This window comes from Herbaspirillum sp. AP02, assembly GCF_015767275.1.
Lineage (GTDB): Bacteria > Pseudomonadota > Gammaproteobacteria > Burkholderiales > Burkholderiaceae_D > Herbaspirillum.
Genome location: NZ_JADWMY010000003.1, coordinates 310,741 through 330,852, shown reverse-complemented (window position 1 = coordinate 330,852; position 20,112 = coordinate 310,741). Strand labels below are relative to the sequence as shown.

At 64.6% G+C, this 20,112-nt stretch carries 16 protein-coding genes; 8 read left to right on the top strand and 8 right to left on the bottom strand.

Annotated features, from left to right (window positions below):
• Nucleotides 1-54: 54 nt before the first annotated feature.
• Both I5R65_RS09945 and I5R65_RS09940 read right to left on the bottom strand, forming a co-directional pair.
• Nucleotides 55-870, bottom strand: a complete 816-nt coding sequence (locus I5R65_RS09945; protein WP_077237840.1) for an ABC transporter permease — start codon at nucleotides 868-870, stop codon at nucleotides 55-57.
• A 34-nt stretch (nucleotides 871-904) separates the two neighbouring features.
• Nucleotides 905-1,945 (bottom strand): ABC transporter substrate-binding protein, encoded by a 1,041-nt coding sequence (locus I5R65_RS09940; RefSeq protein WP_231395133.1) that lies wholly within the window; start codon nucleotides 1,943-1,945, stop codon nucleotides 905-907.
• A 362-nt stretch (nucleotides 1,946-2,307) separates the two neighbouring features.
• Between I5R65_RS09940 and I5R65_RS09935 the strand changes: the two genes are divergently transcribed.
• Nucleotides 2,308-3,072: a GntR family transcriptional regulator gene (locus I5R65_RS09935; protein WP_180670705.1), complete on the top strand. Its 765-nt coding sequence runs from the start codon at nucleotides 2,308-2,310 to the stop codon at nucleotides 3,070-3,072.
• A gap of 33 nt (nucleotides 3,073-3,105) precedes the next feature.
• Here I5R65_RS09935 and I5R65_RS09930 read toward each other — a convergent pair whose 3' ends face one another.
• The gene (locus tag I5R65_RS09930) at nucleotides 3,106-5,427 is read right to left on the bottom strand and encodes an FdhF/YdeP family oxidoreductase (RefSeq protein WP_180670704.1); all 2,322 of its coding nucleotides are present in this window, start codon (nucleotides 5,425-5,427) and stop codon (nucleotides 3,106-3,108) included.
• Between the two features lie 343 nt (nucleotides 5,428-5,770).
• Between I5R65_RS09930 and I5R65_RS09925 the strand changes: the two genes are divergently transcribed.
• Genes I5R65_RS09925 through I5R65_RS09910 form a run of 4 tightly spaced genes read left to right on the top strand, consistent with a single transcriptional unit; the run spans nucleotide 5,771 to nucleotide 8,950 of the window.
• Nucleotides 5,771-6,832 (top strand): acyl-CoA dehydrogenase, encoded by a 1,062-nt coding sequence (locus I5R65_RS09925; RefSeq protein ID WP_180670703.1) that lies wholly within the window; start codon nucleotides 5,771-5,773, stop codon nucleotides 6,830-6,832.
• Nucleotides 6,820-7,605, top strand: a complete 786-nt coding sequence (locus I5R65_RS09920; protein WP_180670702.1) for a PIG-L deacetylase family protein — start codon at nucleotides 6,820-6,822, stop codon at nucleotides 7,603-7,605. Before I5R65_RS09925 ends, I5R65_RS09920 begins: the two co-directional genes overlap by 13 nt.
• Complete coding sequence (locus I5R65_RS09915; RefSeq protein WP_180670701.1) at nucleotides 7,602-8,186, top strand: bifunctional 2-polyprenyl-6-hydroxyphenol methylase/3-demethylubiquinol 3-O-methyltransferase UbiG; 585 nt, start codon at nucleotides 7,602-7,604, stop codon at nucleotides 8,184-8,186. Before I5R65_RS09920 ends, I5R65_RS09915 begins: the two co-directional genes overlap by 4 nt.
• Before the next feature lie 50 nt (nucleotides 8,187-8,236).
• Nucleotides 8,237-8,950, top strand: coding sequence for a glycosyltransferase family 2 protein (locus I5R65_RS09910; protein ID WP_180670700.1), 714 nt, complete (start codon nucleotides 8,237-8,239; stop codon nucleotides 8,948-8,950).
• Here the strand turns inward: I5R65_RS09910 and I5R65_RS24270 are convergent.
• The gene (locus I5R65_RS24270; RefSeq protein ID WP_231395132.1) at nucleotides 8,914-10,401 is read right to left on the bottom strand and encodes a YihY/virulence factor BrkB family protein; all 1,488 of its coding nucleotides are present in this window, start codon (nucleotides 10,399-10,401) and stop codon (nucleotides 8,914-8,916) included. The two genes, I5R65_RS09910 and I5R65_RS24270, sit on opposite strands and share 37 nt — an antisense overlap.
• Nucleotides 10,402-10,721: 320 nt before the next feature.
• Here I5R65_RS24270 and I5R65_RS09900 point away from each other — a divergent pair, with 320 nt between their 5' ends.
• Nucleotides 10,722-12,155, top strand: a complete 1,434-nt coding sequence (locus I5R65_RS09900) for an NAD-dependent succinate-semialdehyde dehydrogenase (protein ID WP_180670699.1) — start codon at nucleotides 10,722-10,724, stop codon at nucleotides 12,153-12,155.
• A 178-nt stretch (nucleotides 12,156-12,333) separates the two neighbouring features.
• Here I5R65_RS09900 and I5R65_RS09895 read toward each other — a convergent pair whose 3' ends face one another.
• From I5R65_RS09895 to I5R65_RS09885, 3 genes are all read right to left on the bottom strand, one after another.
• The gene (locus I5R65_RS09895; protein WP_180670698.1) at nucleotides 12,334-15,324 is read right to left on the bottom strand and encodes a DNA translocase FtsK; all 2,991 of its coding nucleotides are present in this window, start codon (nucleotides 15,322-15,324) and stop codon (nucleotides 12,334-12,336) included.
• Between the two features lie 160 nt (nucleotides 15,325-15,484).
• Nucleotides 15,485-16,054 carry a DNA-3-methyladenine glycosylase I gene (locus tag I5R65_RS09890; RefSeq protein ID WP_180670697.1) on the bottom strand — a complete coding sequence of 190 codons (570 nt, stop codon included), beginning with the start codon at nucleotides 16,052-16,054 and terminating at the stop codon, nucleotides 15,485-15,487.
• A gap of 42 nt (nucleotides 16,055-16,096) precedes the next feature.
• A complete protein-coding gene (locus tag I5R65_RS09885) occupies nucleotides 16,097-17,116 on the bottom strand; it encodes a serine/threonine protein kinase (RefSeq protein WP_180670696.1) in 1,020 nt (339 codons plus the stop codon).
• A 134-nt stretch (nucleotides 17,117-17,250) separates the two neighbouring features.
• Here I5R65_RS09885 and I5R65_RS09880 point away from each other — a divergent pair, with 134 nt between their 5' ends.
• The gene (locus tag I5R65_RS09880) at nucleotides 17,251-17,946 is read left to right on the top strand and encodes a UPF0149 family protein (RefSeq protein ID WP_180670695.1); all 696 of its coding nucleotides are present in this window, start codon (nucleotides 17,251-17,253) and stop codon (nucleotides 17,944-17,946) included.
• 69 nt (nucleotides 17,947-18,015) lie between these two features.
• Here the strand turns inward: I5R65_RS09880 and orn are convergent, their stop codons facing one another.
• Entirely contained in the window at nucleotides 18,016-18,585 is a 570-nt protein-coding gene (gene orn, locus I5R65_RS09875) for an oligoribonuclease (protein ID WP_180670694.1), read from the bottom strand.
• 212 nt (nucleotides 18,586-18,797) lie between these two features.
• Here orn and I5R65_RS09870 point away from each other — a divergent pair, with 212 nt between their 5' ends.
• Nucleotides 18,798-20,081: a M48 family metallopeptidase gene (locus tag I5R65_RS09870; protein WP_180670693.1), complete on the top strand. Its 1,284-nt coding sequence runs from the start codon at nucleotides 18,798-18,800 to the stop codon at nucleotides 20,079-20,081.
• The last annotated feature ends 31 nt before the right edge of the window (nucleotides 20,082-20,112 follow it).

Here is a 20,112-nt window from a genome sequence, read left to right as displayed (position 1 = left end):
TTTCCTTGATCGTTGATGCGCGCGGGCCGCGAGGCTGCCGGCCGCTCAGTTCACTCAGGCCTTGCCCTGCACGGTGGCCACATGCTGCCAGCGCAGCATGGAATGCATGATCTGCTTGAGGATCCAGTCCGCCAGGAAACCCAGCAGGCCGATGCTGATCATGGCCGCGATCACCAGGTCATAGCGCAGGAAGTAATACGAATCCCACAGCGCATACCCGAGCCCGCTCTTGACGGCCACCATCTCGGCGGTCACCGTGAGCATCCAGGCGCTCCCGATGCCGATGCGCAAGCCTGCGAAGATGCTGGGCATGGCCGCCGGCAGGATGACGAAGCGCAGCAACTGGCTTTGCCGGGCACCGGCCATGGCGGCGGCCCGCAACAGGTTGCGGTCAGCGGTTTTCACGCCATGCACGGTATTCATCAGGATCGGGAAGAACGCCCCCAGGAACACCAGGAAGATGGCCGGCTTGTTGGCAATGCCGAACCAGATGATGGCCAACGGAATCCAGGATACCGGCGGAATCGGCCGCAGCATCTGCACGGTAGGCTCGATGGTGCGCTCGACCCAGCGCCACCAGCCGATGGCCACGCCCAGCGCGATGCCGGACACCGCCGCGATCAGGTAGCCGGCCGTCACCCGCAGGCAACTGGCCATGGCATCGTAGATCCACTTGCCGCTGCTGTCCTGGGCCGCTTCGTTGATGCCGAAGATCCAGTCCATCCAGGTGGCGAACACCCGCGATGGGGCCGGCAGGAGCGATGCCGGGATCACGCCCGAGCGGGAGAAAGCCTCCCAGAACAGCACCAGCAACAGCGGCACCGCAAAGCGCCACTTGGCTTCCGACAGGGATTGCTTCCATCCACTCATGATGATTCCTTTGGGGCTAGTGTCGTGTCGTGAATCAATAACCAAGCTCGGACTTGGGCTTGCCGGTCACGCTCATCAGGAAGCTGTAGTCCATGTTCTTCTCGGCCAGGCCCGAGACATCGCTGGAGACGTATTTCAGATCCTTCATCATCCCGGCAATGGCCTTGGTCTGGGTGCGATACATGCGGTAGTCGGGATAGGCGTTGTTGAGCGCCTCGGTTGCAATCTTGGGGTCCAGGCCGGTGCCCTTGACGATGCTGTTGATCCAGCCCTGCTTGTCCTTCTGCAAGCCGTCGACCAGCTTGACCACTGCCGCCACCGTTTCCTTGACCTCGGCCGGATGCTCCTTGATGACATCCGAGCGGGTCACGATCAGGTTGGTCAGGCGGCCCGCTGCCTGGTCATAGGGATAGGCAAAATGCTTGCCAACGCCGGTCATGCGGATCTGCGAAGCGAAGGGTTCCACCGAGCAGATCAGTTCCACCTCGCCACGCGAGAGCGCTGCCGCGTGATCGGAAGGATTGGGGATATTGACGAACTGCACGTCCTTGGACGGATCGATGCCATGGCCGGCCAGTTCACCACGCATGTGCAGGTCCTGGGCATTGCCGCGCGAGGCAGCGATACGGAAGGGCTTGCCTTCGGCCTTGTATTGCGCGATCAGCTTCTTCAGGCCGGCCCAGTCATCCGAGGCCAGCTTGCTGTCCTTGCCAACCAGCATCTCGGAACCCCCATTGACCTGGCCCGACACCGCCACCAGGTCGAAGCCCTTGTCCAGACCACTGACGTAGGCCAGGTAGGTCACCTGGGCAATGTCCACGCTCTTGGAAACCAGTGCTGTCAGCGCATCGCTGCCGGCAGTGAAGTTGATGCCCTCGATCTCCACGTTCTGGGCCAGCGCCGGCACCATTGCCATGGACATGCAATGTGCGCACTTGGCATAGGCCAGCTTGATCTTGGGCTTGGCCTGGGCCATGGCCGAGCCGGTGCCCAGTGCGGTACAGGCCAGCAGGCTGGCCAGGGCGGCAGCCTTGAAGAACAGGCCGGAGGGGGACTTGCGGACTTGCTGTTGCATGGTTTTCTCCCAGGTGGACATTCGAGGACAACTATTTTGTGACAATCCTGTTTTACATTGCCACCGTTTATGCAAAGCCTGTGCCAGCACCAGAATACCCTGTCGCAGTTACCGAGAAACAGTCCCAAATCCTTTATAGAACTGGGGTTACCGCCCATTCTCCCTCCGCATTGCCTGGCAGAAACCAGGATCGACGCACCAAAGCAATTCAATTTCAGGATGCCAAAAGAGGGAAAACGCCCCGTCAAAGTGCAGCATTTTGAGCGCTGCTTTGTCCGATTATTTTTATAATTTTGTGACAATCAATTTCCACAATTTTCCGCTATCATGGCGGGCAACCTACGTCTTCGATCCGACAACCCATGAGCCCGACCAGCATCAGCAGCCCCCGCAAGAAACAGAGCAAGCACGAGCACCCGGACAACAGCCCGCTGCCTGGCCAGGCGTTCAGCGTGCGGCCACTGGCTGGGGATGCCATCTATGAAAGGATAGTCGGGGCCATCATGGAACATCGCCTCACGCCCGGCACCAAGCTGGTCGAGGAGAAATTGGCGGGCATCTTCGGCGTGAACCGTACCCGCGTGCGGGAAGTGCTGGCGCGCCTGGCGCATGAGGGTCTGATCACGACCATCCCCAACCGCGGCGCCTTCGTGGCCAGCCCCACCCCGGAGGAAGCACGCAACATCTTCGCTGCGCGCCGCCTGCTGGAACCGGCCCTGCTGCGTCATCTGTGCGAGCACACGCGACCCGAGCACATTGCGTTGCTGCGGGCCCACGTGGCCGAGGAAGCCAAGGCGCGCGCGAGCAATGACCGGCGAGCCATCATCCGGCTCTCGGGAGAATTCCACATCCGCATCGCCGACATGGTGGACAATCCGGTGATGAGCAAGATGATGCGCGAGCTGGCCTCCCTGACCTGTCTCATCATCGTGCTGTACGACTCCCCGACCGTGCCGGCCTGCACGCACGATGACCACGGCGACATCATCGATGCCATCGCCGCAGGCCGCGCCGAAGAGGCGGTGGCGACCATGCTGGCGCACCTGCACCATATCGAGAGCGTGCTGGATATGTCCACCCCGCTGGGCGAGGATGACGATCTGGAAGTGCTGCTGGGCGTGGTGTAGAACCGCCCAGCAGCTGCAAGCTGACGACCGCTGTCAGGACAACACCGGCTCACTCACCTCCGCAATCAAGCGCACCGGAATCGACTTGGCCGCCGGCACCTTGCTGCCGCGCGCATGGTGGAACAGCGGAATGAGGCGGTTCAGTTCGGGGAAGTAACCCATCACGCAGCCGACGGGGATATCGAAAGGCTCCACCCGCAGGTGATCCACGCGACGCTCTACGCCGTCGTCGGAGACCGTCTCGGCCGTGACGAAATCACCGGGCACCAGGCCCTGGGCCTGCATGTCGCGCAGGTTCAGCAGCAGCACGCGGCGGGTCCCCCAAACACCACGGAAGCGATCATCCAGCGAATAGACGGTGGTGTTGAACTGGCTGTCGCCCCGGGTGGTCATCAGACGCAGCACGCCAGGGGCATCGGCGGGCATGTCGGGATCTGGCTCGAGGGCGTCGAAGGTCTTGAAATTGGCGCGGCCGTTGGGCGTCTTCCATTGCCGTTCACGGGCCGCCAGCGGACGCGGGAAGCCACCAGGGGTCCGCATGCGGGCGTTGAAGTCGCGGAAGATGTCGGGATAGGTGGCTTCGATGGCGTCGCGGATGCGGGCATAGTCGCCCACCCAGCCATCCCAGTCCACCCGGGGATTGAAGGGCAGCAGCCGCTTGGCCAGTTCGGCGATGATGGCCGGCTCCGAGAGCAGGTGCGGCGACGCCGGTTCGACGCGCCCGCGTGAACCGTGCATGCAGCCGGTACTGTCTTCCACCGACACCGCCTGCTCGCCGCCGCGCTGGCGGTCGATCTCGATGCGGCCCAGGCAGGGCAGCAGATAGGCGGTCTTGCCGTGGATCACGCAGGAGCGGTTGAAGTGCGTCACCACTTGTACGGTCAGGGGGAGGTTGCGCCAGGCCGGCTCCATGACGCCATGGTCGGGGATGGCGCGCACGAAATTACCTCCCAGCATGAAGAAGGCCGACAGTTCGCCGTCACGGATCTTCTCGCAAGCTTCGACCGTGTTGAGCCCCTTCTCCATCGGCGGCTCGAAGTGATACAGCGCGCGCAACTTGTCGTTGGGGACCATCTCCGGTTTTTCCGTGATGCCCACGGTGCGCTGGCCCTGCACGTTGGAATGGCCCCGGATCGGGCAGATGCCGGCACCGGGCTTGCCGATGTTGCCGCGCATGAGCAAGAGATTGGTCAGCATGTGGATGGTGCGCACCGCTTCCCGGTGCTGGGTCACGCCCATGCCATACATGAGCATGGCCCGCCCGGCGCCGGCATAGGTGTCGGCAGCCAGCTCCAGTTCGGCGCGGGACACGCCGGCATGCAGCTCGAGCTCGTTCCAGGAGGCAGCCCGGGCAGCGGCTGCGAATTCCTCGAAGCCACTGGTGTGCTCATCGATGAATGCCTGGTCGAGCAAGCGTGGCTGGCCTTCGGCCCGGGCCCGGTCATCGCGCTCAAGGATGCGCTTGGCCATGCCCACGGCGGCCGCCGTGTCACCACCGATCTTGATCTGCACGTATTGCGAACTGATGTCGGTATGCGCAGGGGTGATCATTTCCTTGGGCGACTGCGGATTGACGAAGCGCTCCAGACCGCGCTCGCGCAAGGGGTTGAAGGTGATCACGGGGACCCCGCGCTTGCGCACCTCTTCCAGCGGATGCAGCATGCGCGGGGCATTGGTGCCGGTGTTGTGGCCGAAGAAAAGGATGCAATCGGTGTGATCGAAGTCTTCCAGCCGGACGGTGCCGACCGGCACGCCGATGGTCTGCGGCAAGGCCACGGAAGTAGACTCGTGACACATGTTGGAGCTGTCGGGCAGGTTGTTGCTGCCATACAGGCGGGCCATCAGCTGGTACAGGTAGGAGGTCTCCAGCGACGCCCGGCCGGAGGCATAGAACACCACCTTCTTCGGATCCATCGCGCGCAGCCGGGCGGCGATGTCGTCGAATGCCTCTGACCAGGTCACGGGCAGATAGCGGTCGCTAGCCGGGTCGTATTTCATGGGCTCCGTGACGCGGCCGGTGGATTCGAGTTCGAGATCGTTCCAGCTTTCCATCTCGGTCACCGTGTGGTCTGCGAAAAACGCCGGCGTGGCGCGCTTGCCGGTAATTTCCCAGGCGGTGGCCTTGGCGCCGTTCTCGCAGAACTCGAACAGATGCGGGTCGGCCGGCTTGGCCCAGGAACAGCTGACGCAGGCGAAGCCGTCGGGCTTGTTCTGCTTCATCAGGATGCGGGTGCCGGTGGCGATCACATGTTCCTGCTGCAGGATGGCGCCCAGTGCCTTGACCGAGCCCCAACCACCGGCAGCGTTGTTGTATTCATCGAATCTGGCGTTTTCGGGAATGTCCTTGGTGTTCATATCGCCTCTTTGTGCGTTGCGTGCGGTGGTCGTCATTGCGTCATTGCGTCATTGCGTCATTGGCGCGGGGTCTGCTGCCCTGGTTTGCATTCGAGCTGCTTGGATGGCTGCTTGGGTGGCTGCCTGGATAAGGGCAATGATGGAATCCGGCGGTCGCTTTGGCTGTAGGCGATGCACGGATTTACAGCGGGTACGATTCCTACAGAAACGGCCAGGACCAGGCCGGGCCTAATGAAGTCCTACGACAAACACCGCAGCGCGCCGACATCGGCCCGGCACCGCGCCACGCATACTGGGTATCGTTGCGGCCCGTCCCGGGTCGCCTGAACCCGGCCCGGTCATCATGAATCGCCCTGCCCACGCTGATCTACCCGATTGCCCTTCCCTGCCGGCACAGCTGGAACAATTCATCGCACCCGCCCTGGCGGCCTGCGCGCACGAGCAGCTGGCCGCACTGGATGCCCGGCTGCTGCGCCAGTTGGTGGCGGCCGGACTGGATCGTCTCCCCCTGCCCGGCCAAGGCGAAACGCTGGCGCGTTGGCAGGCCCTGGCCGCAGTGGCTGCGCACGACCTGTCGCTGGCCAAGCTCTACGAAGCCCATACCGATGCGCTGGCCATCCTGGCAGAAGCAGGACAGGCACGCCCGCCGCGTTCGATCTGGGGTGTCTGGTGCGCGCAGGGGCGTCCCGGCAGCCTCACCATGCGCATGCCGGCTGCAGAAGACCATGTCTTGCTGGAAGGAGAGAAGCCGTGGTGCTCGGGCGCGGCCTCGGTCACGCACGCGCTGCTCAGTCATCGCGACGAGGCGGGCCAGACCTGGTTGCTGGCGCTGGAACTGGGGCAGCGCGGGGTCGAAATCATCGAGGACGACTGGGCGGCCGTGGGCATGTCCGCCACGCGCACCGCTCGCCTGCGTCTGCACAATGCCAGCGCCCAAATGGTGGGAGGACCCGGTTTCTATCTGGACCGCCCCGGCTTCTGGCAGGGTGGCATCGGCATCGCCGCCTGCTGGCATGGTGCGGCGGCAGCGCTGGTGGCGCTGCTGCGCGCGCAGCTGGCGCAACGTGCCGACCCACATGCCCTGGCACGCCTGGGCAGTGCCGAATGCGCGCTGTCCACCTCGGCAGCCAGTCTGCGCGAAAGCGCGGCGCGCATCGACGCCTATCCGGCCGAGAAGGCCATGCGTCATGCCTTGCGGTCCCGCCTCATCGTCGAACGCGCCTGCACCCAGATCATCGGCGACCTGGGTGCTGCGCTCGGGCCCCATCCCTATTGCGGCCAGCGGCGCAGTGCGCGCCTGCTGGCCGATCTGCCCGTGTGGCTGCGCCAGAGCCATGCCGAACGCGACCTGGCCGCACTGGCCACATCCTGTCTGCAAGAGGAGCCCATCCCATGCTTATTGTGAATGCCCCCGCGCCCGTGCGGCGCGGCAGTGCCGCGCGCCATATCGATGTCGTCCACGGTACCGCCGAAGAAGTCTGGCAATCCTGCCAGCGCCTGCATGCGCTGCCCGAAATCGAACTGTGCAAGCTGGTGCCCCCCCGCTCGCGGGCGGTGATCCTGGCGCCGCATCCGGATGATGAAACCCTGGGCTGCGGCGGCCTGATCGCGCAGCTCGCGGGCATGATGCGGGAAATCGCGGTGGTGGCCGTCAGCGATGGTGAGCGCAGCCATCCCGATTCGTCCCCCCTGGCGCAGCGGCTGCCGCTGCTGCGGCCGGCCGAGAGCATGGCCGCGCTGGAATGTCTCGGCGCGGGGCAGGCCCAGATCCTGCGCGCCCGCATACCCGATGGCCAGATCCGCCAGCACCGGCTGGAATTGAAAGCCTGGCTGATCGCGCAGCTGCGCCACACGGATATCGTCTTTGCCCCGTGGCGCCTGGACGGTCATCCCGACCATGAGACGGTGGGCGAGATCGCCGCCGAGCTGGAACATGAACTGGGCTGCAAGCTGGTCGAAGTCCCGATCTGGGGCTGGCACTGGGCGCAGCCGCTGTCGGGGGACTTCCCCTGGGGCCGGGCGCACAAGCTGGGCTTCGATGCCGATACCGCCCTGCGCAAGCGTCGCGCCCTGCGTTGCTATCACAGCCAGATCGGTCGTGATGGCGAGCGCGATCCGGTACTGCCGGCCGGCGTGCTGGCGCACTTCGTGCGGCCCTACGAGGTGTTCTTCCTATGAGGACGGGCGACACCGGACATTTCGACCAGTTGTATGCCGCCAGCGCCGATCCCTGGAACACCAGGACCAGCTGGTACGAGCAACGCAAGCGCGCCATCGTCGCAGCCATCCTGCCGCGCCAGCACTGCACCTCCATCTTCGAACCGGGCTGCGGCAGCGGTGAGCTGACCCTGCATCTGGCCGAGCGTTGCCAGCGTCTGCTGGCTTCCGATTTCTGCGAGGACGCGGTGCGCATCGCCCGCGACAAGACCGCCCATCTGGCGCACGTGGAGGTACGCCGCCAGGCACTGCCGGAGCAATGGCCGGCGCCGGAATTGGGCGCGCCGGAGTTCGAATTGATCCTCTTTTCCGAGCTCTGCTACTACTTCGATGCACCGCAGATGGTAGAGCTGGTCACGCTGGCCGCAGGCAGCCTGACCGTCGGGGGACATCTGCTGGCCTGCCACTGGAAGAAGGATTTCGATGACCGGCTACTGGCCACCCGCCCCATGCATCAGCTCATCGACACCCATGCCCGGCTCAAACGCCAGGCCTGCTACGAAGACGAAGACATCCTGGTCGATCTATGGCGCAAGACCTGATCCCGGCTGACGCGTCGGACCGGTAAAAACAACAAGGAGAGGAGCACGTCATGATAGGCATCGTCATTCCCGCGCACGATGAAGAGGCCCAGCTGGAATCCTGCCTGCAGGCGGTACGCGAGGCCGCCCTGCATGGCGATCTGCACGGTGAGGAAGTGCGCATCGTGGTGGTGCTGGACGCCTGCAGCGATGGTTCCGAGCGCATTGCCCGCAGCCACCCGGTGAACGTGCTGCCGATACAGGCGCGCAACGTCGGCGTGGCACGCGCCCTGGGGGCCGATCAACTACTGGCCCGGGGAGCGCGCTGGCTGGCCTTTACCGATGCCGATACCCAAGTCGCGCCCGACTGGCTGGTGGCCCAGCTCAGGCTGCAGGCCGATGCCGTCTGCGGCACCGTGGTGCCCGACGACTGGCGCGGCCATGCGCCGGAAGTGCGGCGCCGCTTCGCCCGGGTCTATCTTGATCGCGACGATCATCGCCACATCCACGGTGCCAACTTCGGGGTCTGCGCAAAGGCCTATCGACAGGCTGGCGGCTTCCCGCCCTTGTCCTGCCATGAAGATGTCGCCCTCGTACAAGCCTTGCAGGCCATGGGCGCCCATATCGCATGGAGTGCACGTCCCCGGGTGAGTACCAGCACCCGGCCGCAAAGCAAGGCACGCGGCGGTTTTGGCGACACCCTGCGGCAGTGGGCCGTGGAGGAATGCCCGGCACTGGCACTGGCGCCTCAGCGCGGCTTGTCGTTACCGCGCACCACCTGTTGAGCCTGCTCAAGGCTCACGTGATGATCTTCCACGGTACTGACCAGCTTTTGCCGTTTGGCGCGTGAACCGAAATTGTTGGCATAGATCCAGGTGAACTCGGCTCCCAGCAGGAAGATCTGCGCCGAGTAGTAGATCCATAGCAGCAGCAACGCAAACGAACCAGCGGCCCCGAAACCGGAAGTCATGCCGGCGCTGCCCAGATACAGACCGATCAGGTACTTGCCGATGATGAAGAGCACCGTGGTCGCGACCGCACCGATCCAGACATCGCGCCAGGACAAGGTCACCCGCGGCATGAATTTGTAGATCATCGAAAAGAGCGTGGAGAACACCACGAAGGACAGCACGAAGTTGAGCAATTGCAGCATCAGTTGCCAGCCCTCGAACCAGCCGCCCCACCAGCGCCCCAGTGCCGCCAGCGCCGCGCTGACCACCAGCGAGATGATCAGCAGGAAGCCCAGCCCCAGGATCAGCCCGAACGACAGCAGGCGGGTGCGGGCCAGTTGCCATACCCCGCTCTTGCGCTTGACAGCGGGGATGCGCCAGATGCGGTCAAGCGCGCTCTGCAGTTCGGAAAACACCGCAGTGGCGCCGATGACCAGGGTCACTACCGAAATGCCGGCGGCAATCATGCCCTCGCGTGGCTGGCTGACCGACTTGAGCAAACCCTGGATGGCAAAGGCCCCTTCGGTGCCGACGATGTCGCGGATCTGGTTGACGATCTCGCCTTGCGCCGCGTCGTGACCGAACAGCATGCCGGCCACCGCGATGGCGATCACCAGCATGGGGGCGATGGAAAAGATGGTGTAGTAGGCGATGGCCGCGCCCATGCTGGGGGCGAAGTCGTCCAGCCAGGCATTGATGGCGGCCACCGTCATCTGCCAGGCCTGTTGGGGCCGCGTGCCCCCCTTGAGCATCTTGACTTCGGCAGCCGGGTCCAGGTAGTCGGACGGCGCCGGCTCCAGGCGCGCCTTGACGATATCCATGCGGGCCGGCGCATCTGGCGGCAACGCATTCTCCGCCTTGGCTTGGGCTTTGGCCTTGGCCTTGGCTACCGTGGCACGCGCTGAGCCCCGGCGCCAGGCCGCAATCAGGGGCATGGCCAGCGTTACCAGGCGCAGTGCACGCTCCAAGCCCTGCGGGATGGCCTCGTGGGGTGGTGGTCCGGCAACGCGGCTATGCAATGGTTGCGCCGGTGCCGGACGGGGCGCACGCGCCGGCGGGCTCAGTCGCACCGGGCTGCGCCCCTGGCGCCGCTTGCGGCCCAGCCAGAGGCCAAGGCCAGCACTCAGGAGGGCGCTGGCGATGATGCTGCCGGTCGCCGCCGTCCTTTGCGCATCATGCCTCTGGAGGCTGTCACTGCTTGCCGTAACATCACCAGCATCGCCCTTGCCGCGATGGATGTCGGCAGCAGGTCGGGCGGGATGAAACGGGTCTGGAGAGCTGCTCATGGGGACCTCGGCTGGGCATGTTGTTATGGCGGTGTGACCGGTGCGCGTTGCCGATTGTTCCTCTTTGCTGCCCGCTCGTCCAGCCTTGTAGGAAGCCGCTGTCGGCGTCCCGGCAGCCGACGCGAATGCATGGCGCGTGGTATAAAGACAGTCTTCGCGCGACAGCCATCGCCCTCGCTGGCTGCGTCGCGCATGAACCAGATCGGCAGCGTCCGGTCTGTCTGAATTCTCCCCCGGCCGCTGCGTGCCATGTGTTCTCGCCTGATCGCCTGAACCGGACCGCACCGGCCCTTCCCCAACCTGACGAACGAGGATTGCCCATGTATAAGGACGTACAGCTTTTCATCAACGGCGAATGGACCGCCAGCGCTTCCGGTCGCACCATCGATGTCGTCAACCCGGCCACCGAGGAAGTGATCGGCAAGATCGCCCACGCTGACCGCGCCGACCTGGACCGCGCCCTGGAGGCCGCCAAAAAGGGTTTTGAGATCTGGCGCAACATGTCGGCCTTCGACCGCTCCAAGATCATGCGCAAGGCAGCCGACCTGCTGCGTGAGCGCGTCGACGAGATCGCCAGCCTGATGACCCAGGAACAAGGCAAGCCGCTGGCCGAAGCCAAGATGGAAACTCTGGGTGCGGCCGATACCATCGACTGGTTCGCCGAAGAAGCCCGTCGCACCTACGGCCGCCTGGTGCCGGCCCGCACCCCGGGTGCCTACCAGATGGTGATCAAGGAGCCGGTCGGCCCGGTAGCCGCTTTCACGCCCTGGAACTTCCCGATCAACCAGGTAGTGCGCAAGCTGTCGGCCGCATTGGCGGCAGGCTGCTCCATCATCGTCAAGGCCCCGGAAGAGACCCCGGCCTCGCCGGCCGAACTGATCCGTGCCTACGCCGATGCAGGCGTGCCGGCCGGTGTCATCAACCTGGTCTATGGCGTGCCGGCGGAGATTTCGGAATACCTGATCCCGCATCCGGTGATCCGCAAGATTTCCTTCACCGGTTCCACTCCGGTGGGCAAGCAACTGGCGGCGCTGGCGGGCCAGCACATGAAGCGCGCCACGATGGAGCTGGGCGGCCACGCGCCGGCCATGGTGTTCGATGACGTGGATGTGGACCTGGCCGCCAAGACCCTGGCGACGTCCAAGTTCCGCAATGCCGGTCAGGTGTGCGTGTCGCCGACCCGCTTCCTGGTGCAGAAAGGCGTGTTCAACGCCTTCGTCGACAAGTTCGTCACCTATGCCGAACAACTGAAGGTCGGCAATGGTCTGGAAGCTGGCGTGAACATGGGTCCGGTGGCCAACCAGCGCCGCATCCCGGCGCTGGAAGCCCTGATCGACGATGCCGTCGCCAACGGCGCGCAACTGCGTACCGGTGGCAAGCGCGTCGGTGACAAGGGTTACTTCTTCCAGCCCACCGTGCTGACCAACGTGCCGCTGAGCGCACGCGTGATGAACGAAGAGCCCTTCGGTCCGCTGGCGTTGATCAACTCCTTCGAGACCCTCGATGAAGTCATTGCCGAAGCCAATCGCCTGCCCTTCGGCCTGGCGGCCTATGCCTTCGCCAAGTCGGCACAGACCAAGCACGCACTGGCCGCCCGCGTGGAAAGTGGCATGCTGACCATCAACCACCTGGGCCTGGCCTTCCCGGAACTGCCCTTCGGCGGCGTCAAGGACAGCGGCTATGGTTCCGAAGGTGGTACCGAAGCCATCGAGGCCTACATCAATACCAAGCTGGTGACCCAGCTGGATATCTAAGGGCTGGCGCTCTGATGGTCTGATCGCCTGAGACGGCGTTCAAGCAAAACGGCGAACCTGCAAGGGTTCGCCGTTTTGTCTTGTGCAGCCGGATATTCGTAATGGCGCTGGCACCGATGCCGTCCTGCTTATTCGTGCTTATTCGTGCTTAAGCGTGCTTATGCCTGCCTATGCGTGCCTATTCCTCGCCCCCCGAGGGCGGCACCAGGATGTCGCGGCTGCCGTTGCGCGACATGGCCGAGAGCACGCCGGCTGTCTCCATCTGTTCCACCAGCCGCGCCGCGCGGTTGTAACCGATGCGCAATTGCCGTTGTACCGACGAAATCGAGGCGCGTCGTGTCTTGAGCACGAAGGCCACGGCTTCGTCGTAGAGCGGATCGGACTCCGGGTCGCCGCCCTCGCCGCCGGCGAACATGTCGGCCTGGGCCGTGTCCTCGGACATCGGCGGGGCCAGGATTTCCTCGATATAACGCGGTTCACCGAAGGACTTCAGGTATTCCACCACGCGATGCACCTCTTCGTCGGAGACGAAGGCGCCATGCACGCGCTGCGGGTAACCCGAGCCCGGCGGCAGGAACAGCATGTCGCCGTGGCCCAGCAGGGATTCCGCGCCCATCTGGTCCAGCACGGTGCGCGAGTCGATCTTGGAAGACACCTGGAAAGCCACGCGGGTCGGGATGTTGGCCTTGATCAGGCCGGTGATCACGTCCACCGAAGGACGCTGGGTGGCCAGGATCAGGTGGATACCGGCCGCGCGCGCCTTCTGCGCCAGGCGGGCGATCAGCTCTTCGACCTTCTTGCCGACCACCATCATCAGGTCGGCCAGTTCGTCGATGACGATCACGATGGTGGGCAGCTTTTCCAGCGGTTCCGGAGCGTCCGGCGTGAGGCTGAAGGGATTGGGGATCTTCTCGCCACGGGCGGCGGCTTCGTCCAGCTTCTGGTTGTAGCCGGCCAGGTTGCGCACGCCCAGCTTGGACATCTTCTTGTAGCGGCGCTCCATCTCGTCCACCGCCCAGTTCAGGGCATGGGCGGCCTCGCGCATGTCGGTCACCACCGGCGCCAGGAGGTGCGGGATGCCTTCATAGATGGACAACTCCAGCATCTTGGGGTCGATCATGATCATGCGCACTTCCTCGGGCGTGGCCTTGTAGAGCAACGAGAGGATCATGGCATTGATGGCCACCGACTTGCCCGAGCCGGTGGTACCGGCCACCAGCATGTGCGGGGCCCGCGCCAGGTCGGTCACCACGGGCGTGCCGGTGATGTCCTTGCCCATGGCAATGGTGAGGTGGGACGACGACTTGCGGTAGGCCTGGGAATGGATGATCTCGGAGAGCTTGATCATCTGCCGGCGCGCATTGGGCAGTTCCAGGCCCATGCAGGTCTTGCCGGGGATGGTCTCGACCACCCGGATGGAGGTCAGCCCCAGCGCCCGCGACAGATCCTTCATCAGGTTCACCACCTGGGCGCCGCGCACGCCTTGCGCCGGTTCCACTTCGAAGCGGGTGATCACCGGGCCGGCTTCGGCGCCCAGCACGGTCACGGGAACCTTGAATTCCTTGAGACGCTGTTCGATCAGGCGGCCGGTTTCCTGCAGTTGCTCGGGATCGATCTCGATGCGCGACTCGGGCACTTCGTCCAGCAGGTCCAGCGAGGGCAGCGGGATATCCACCCGAGGCTCGTCCTCGAGCTCGGGATAGACCCTGGCCACCGGCGCCATCTCGGTGGGCTGCGGTTCGGGCATGCGCACGGTGAAGGCCGGCTGCTGTTGGAGTGGCGGCGATGTTGGCGGTGCGGGATCGGGCAGCATGTCGAACCAGGGCGCGCTGAAGGTGCCGAGGTCGATCGGTTCGTCGTCGGCGGGCAAGAACGCTTCCGGCGCCGACGCTGGCACGGCGGGCACTTGTGCGGGTTCGGCGGGCGGCCAGCCTGCATCCGACTGCGGCAGCTCGGGCGCGGTCGGCAGGTCGGGGATGAGTTGATCCTGCAGCGCGGAGGGCAATGGCGAAGGTGGCGCCATCGGCACCACCGGCACCACCGGTACGATGGGTGCAGCCGCTGGAGTCAGGTTCTGCAGACCATCGGCCTCGTGCAGGGAGCGCATCAGGCGGGTCGGGATCACATCGGCACGCGGCGGCGGCCCGCTCGGCGCTGCTGCCTGCGGCGCGGCGCGGCCTACGCTGCTGATGCGGATGCTGCGGGTCGGATTGAGCGGGGACGGCGCTGCCTGCTGATCACTGGCGGAACGGGCAATCGAGGACGGAATCGGGCGGATCGGTAACGCCGGGCTCGCCGCCCGCGAGAGGCTGGCGTCGGCGGCGGCACTGGCGGCCGAGATGGCGCGGCTGGCGGCGGCGCGGGCCAGCATGGCTTCGGTCGGGCGCAGGGTTTCGAAAGCGGCCCACTCGGATTCCGGGCGCGCCTTGGCGGCGGGGCCGGACGGGCGGGGATTGAGCGAAGGCCATTTGCCCGCCTGCCCACCCTGCCCTGCCTGGGCATGGCGCGGCTGGCCGCCGGTCAAGGCCGACAGCGGCACCTTCCAGTCTTCCCGCGCAGAACCATCCAGCGGACGCTCATTGGCCGGGGCCGGCGTGAGGCGCGCCGGACGCGGACGCGCTTCGTAGGGTGAGCCTACCGGAGCGCGGTTCGACGCGGCGCCGGATGTACGGGCCGGCCCAGGCTGGCGCACCGCCGGCATGCGGCGCTCGGCACCCGCGGGGAAGCTGCTGCGCTGACTGCTCAGGCGCACGCGCTCGCTCTCGATGCTGCCGCGTCGGGGTGGTCCCAGGTCCAGTTCAGGGTGATCGTCGCGGCTTTGCGCATCGTTACGACCAAAGATGGCACCGAGCAACCACTTCAGGCCCAACGCGAGCAACGCCAGCAAGACCACGGCAGCGATGCCCTTGCTGATCTTGCCGCCGAGGGCTTCCATCAGGGCCGCGCCGACCAGGTCGCCGCTGGGGCCGTCATCACTGTTGCTCAGTTGTGCGCGCACCAGTGCTTCCAGCGCGCCGCTGGCGGCCAGCAGCAACAGGCTGCCACACCACAGGCGGATGGCGCCGCGGCCGCCGAAGATGGACTTGCGGCCGAGCGCGCGCGCTACCGTGCGCAGCAGCAGCGGCAGCAGCCAGAGGACCGACCAGCCAAACCATTTGACGAAAATCATGCTACTCCCATACTTCACCGGCCTGGCATGGCGCCAGCCGGCCTCGTGAATCTATCCCGGCAGTCCTGATGCACCGCCGCAGGCTGCGAGTGTAAACCAAACCCGACCACGGCCGCCTGTCCTCATTCCGTCTTCATGTCACCCTTTGGTACAGGTCGGCTCAGCGGCCGTGGCAATGGCAGTCGCGTACGTGGTCGTTGATCACGCCCACGCCCTGCAGATAGGCATAGATGATGGTGGAACCGACGAACTTGAAGCCGCGCTTGGCGAGGTCCTTGGAAATGGCGTCCGACAGCGGGGTCTTGGCCGGGCAGTCCGCCAGGGAAGCCCAGCGGTTGACGATGGGCTGGCCGTCGAGATGGCCCCACAGATAGGGATCGAGGCCGCCCACGTCGTCGCGCAGCTTGAGGTAGGCACGGGCATTGCCGATGGTGGCGGCCACCTTCAGGCGATTGCGCACGATGCCGGGGTCGGCCAGCAGTTGCGCCACCTTGCGCTCGTCGTAGCAGGCGATCTTCTCGGCGTCCCACTGGTCGAAGGCGGCGCGGTAGCTGTCGCGCTTGTTGAGCACGGTCTCCCAGGACAGCCCGGCCTGGGCGCCTTCCAGGTTCAGCATTTCGAATAGCCGGGTCTCGTCGTGGCAGGGCACGCCCCATTCGTGATCGTGGTACTCGACATAGCGGGGATTGGCAAGATTGACCCAGCCGCAGCGGGTGAGTGATTGGCTCATGATGTAGGTAGGAAAGAGTTCAGGCGGTTCATCGGTGCCGGTTCACACCGGCCACAGCGGCGGCTCATCCATCAGCGCGATCTGCTCGCGCAATTCCAGGATGCGGTCCTGCCAATAGCGTTGGGTGTTGAACCAGGGGAAGGCGGCCGGAAACGCCGGGTCGTCCCAACGGCGCGCCAGCCAGGCGGAATAATGGATCAGCCGCAGCGTACGCAGCGCTTCGATCAGGTACAGTTCGCGCGGTTCGAATTCGCAGAAACTTTCATATCCGGCCAACAGGTCGGCCAGTTGCCCGACCATCTCGCGCCGCTCGCCGGAGAGCAGCATCCACAGGTCTTGCACGGCGGGGCCGCTGCGGCTGTCGTCGAAATCGACGAAGTGCGGGCCGGCATCGGTCCACAGGACATTGCCGACATGGCAATCCCCGTGCAGACGCAGGCTACGGATCTCGCCCGCGCGGTCGTAGCAACGCTGCACGCCCTGCAGGGCTTGTTCGACCGTGGTGCGCCAGGCAGTGGCCACATCCATGGGAATGAAGTCATGCGCCAGCAGCCAGTCACGCGGCTCCTGGCCGAAGCTGGCGAGGTCCAGCGCGGGACGCTCGACGAAGCAACGGCGCAGGCCGACGGCGTGGATGCGGCCGATAAAGCGGCCCAGGCGTTCCAGGGTGTCGGCATCGTCCAGCTCGGGCGCGCGACCGCCATGACGGTGGAACACGGCGAAGCGGAAACCGGCATGACGATGCAGGGTGGCACCGCTCTCCAGGCGCATGGCCGGCACCACCGGCACCTCTTCGTCGGTCAATTCCTGCGAAAAGGCATGTTCTTCGAGGATTTGCGCATCGGACCAGCGCAAGGGGCGGTAGAACTTGGCCACCAGCGGCGGGCCATCTTCCATGCCGACCTGATAGACCCGGTTTTCATAGCTGTTGAGCGCCAGCAGGCGGCCGTCGCCGTACAGGCCCAGGGCGTCGAGGGCATCGAGCACGGTATCGGGCGAGAGCGTGGCGAAGGAGGTGGCGTCGGGGACGTCAGGGATGTCAGCAGTGGCGGCTTGATTCATCCGGCTATTGTACTGTCCACGACGCCCGCGTCGCAGCAGATTGCGGCCGCCAAGCCGACAATGCTCGCGCCCCTGGCTGAATGCCTTTACACTCCTGCCTTTGGTAACAGCAATCTTCAGCAACCGGACCCATCATGCATCTCGACCAGCCCCTTTCCGACGCCGAATTCGACGAACTCGACGATTTTCTTCTTTCCGATCGCTGCGCCGACGATGTGATGACCATGGACACCCTGCACGGCTACCTGACGGCGCTGGCCATCGGTCCGCAGGAAGTGCTGATGGCCGAATGGCTGCCGCGGGTCTGGGGCAGCCGCCCGGAAGACACGCCCAAGTTCAAGAACGGCAAGGAGGCCGAGCGCATCACCAGCCTGATTGCGCGCAGCATGAACGAAATCGCCATCACCTTCGAGGTGGCGCCCAAGGAGTACGAGCCCCTGTTCTGCGAACGTGAACATGAAGGCAAGCCGCTGCTGGACGCCGAGGCCTGGGCCTGGGGCTTCTGGGAAGGCATTCAGTTGCGCGCCGAGCAATGGGACGAAATCTTCCACTCCAATCTGGCCCCGCTGATGCGCCCGATCTACCTGCTGGGCTCGGAAGAGCTGGAAGAGGAAGAAACCAAGCTCATCGATGACCCGGTCAAGACCCACAAGCTGGCCATCGAAATCGAAGCCGCCATTCCCCATATCCACCGCTACTGGGCGCCCAAGCGCAAGTCGGCGGTGGAACAGGTCCAGCGCGATGCGCCCAAGATCGGCCGCAACGATCCCTGCCCCTGCGGCAGTGGCAAGAAATACAAGAAATGCTGCGGGGAAGATGGCAGCGAGTAAGCAATTCCAGGCTGCAACAAAAAAAGGCGCGCCGGGCAACCAGCGCGCCTTTTCGTTACGGCAAGCGCATCATTGCTTGATGAAGTGCTCGCGGTAATACTTCAGTTCCTCGATCGATTCCAGGATATCGGCCAGGGCCGTATGCATCTGGCGCTTCTTGAAACCGGTGGCGATTTCCGGCTTCCAGCGCTTGCACAGTTCCTTCAGGGTCGACACATCCAGGTTGCGATAGTGGAAGAATTCTTCCAGCTTGGGCATGCCGCGCACCATGAAGCGGCGGTCCTGGCAGATCGAATTGCCACACATGGGCGACTTGCCGGCAGGGACGTATTGCTTCAGGAAGGCGATGATCTGCTGCTCGGCATCGGCTTCGGTGACGGTGGAAGCCTTGACGCGGTCGATCAGGCCCGAGCGGCCGTGGGTCCCCTTGTTCCAGGCGTCCATGCCGTCCAGCAGTTCGTCGGACTGGTGGATGGCCAGTACCGGGCCTTCGCCCAGGATGTTCAGTTCTGCATCGGTAACCACCACGGCCACTTCGATGATGCGATCCTTGTCCGGGTCCAGTCCGGTCATTTCCATATCGACCCAGATCAGGTTCATTTCATTGGGCCGGACGGGCGCGGCGGGGGCTTGTGACATAATTCTTCCTTATTGACGGGATGGGGATCTGACCCCATCTGCTGCATGGTTCCATTACCTGGTTCGCTCGCCCGGCACGCGCCGGGCGTCATGACCCGATGTCTTGCCGACGACGCCGGTCGGTGGCGGGCATTCGGGTCGGGCCACGAACTTCGATACGAACTTCTTCACGAATTTCGATACGAATCTTCATATTTTCGCACAGGGTACGCATGTCTTCACTTTCGTTTTCCGTTTTGTTCATCGTGTTCCTGGGGATCAGCCTGGGGGTGCGGTTCTGGCTGGCGTCGCGCCACATCCGCCACGTGATCGCGCATCGCGCTGCCGTGCCGCCCGAGTTCGCCGAGAAGATTCCCCTGTCGGCCCACCAGAAGGCGGCCGACTACACGGTCGCGCGCACCAAGTTCGGGCTGGTGACCTTGCTGGTCAATGCGGCGGTACTGATCGGCTTCACCCTGCTGGGCGGACTGCAGTGGCTTTCCAGCCTGCTGCTGGGCTGGACCGGCGGCCCCGGGATGATCTACCAGATCGCGCTGGTGGCCGGCTTCGGCATCATCTCCGGCCTGGTTGACCTGCCCTTCGACTATTACCGGCAGTTCCGTCTGGAAGCCGGTTTCGGCTTCAACAAGATGAGCCGCGCCCTGTTCTTCAGCGACATGATCAAGCAAAGCCTGGTCGGCGCGGTGATCGGCCTGCCGCTGCTGTGGGTGGTGTTGACGCTGATGGACAAGGCCGGCGCGCTGTGGTGGTTCTACACCTGGGTGGTGCTGTGCGCCTTCCAGCTGCTGATGCTGGTGATCTATCCCAGTTTCATCGCACCGCTGTTCAACAAGTTCACCGCGCTGGATGACGATAGCCTGCGCAGCCGCATCGAGGGCCTGATGCAGCGCGTGGGCTTCGCTTCCAAGGGCTTGTTCGTGATGGATGGTTCCAAGCGCAGCGCGCATGGCAATGCGTATTTCTCGGGCTTCGGCTCGGGCAAGCGCATCGTCTTCTTCGATACCCTGCTGGCGCGCCTGGCACCGCATGAGATCGAGGCCGTGCTGGCCCACGAACTGGGCCACTTCAAGCTCAAACACATCGTCAAGCGGGTGGTGGTGATGTTTGCCATGTCGCTGGCGCTGCTGGCCCTGCTGGGCTACCTGAAGGGCCAGGCCTGGTTCTATACCGGCCTGGGCGTGGACCCGCTGCTGCTGGGCAGCAACGATGCGATGGCGCTGATCCTGTTCATGCTGGTGCTGCCGATCTTCACCTTCCTGCTCTCGCCGCTGTCGTCGCTGTCCTCGCGCAAGCACGAGTTCGAGGCCGATGCCTTTGCCGCCCAGCATACCAATGCCCAGGACCTGGTCTCGGCGCTGGTCAAGCTGTATGAGGACAACGCCTCCACGCTCACGCCCGACCCGCTGCACTCGGCCTTCTACGATTCGCACCCACCGGCTTCGCTGCGCATCCGGCACCTGCATGGCGCCATGGCCGCGCCGGCCGGCAGTCACTGATTTCTTTCATTGCATACAGGTCAGGAGCGTT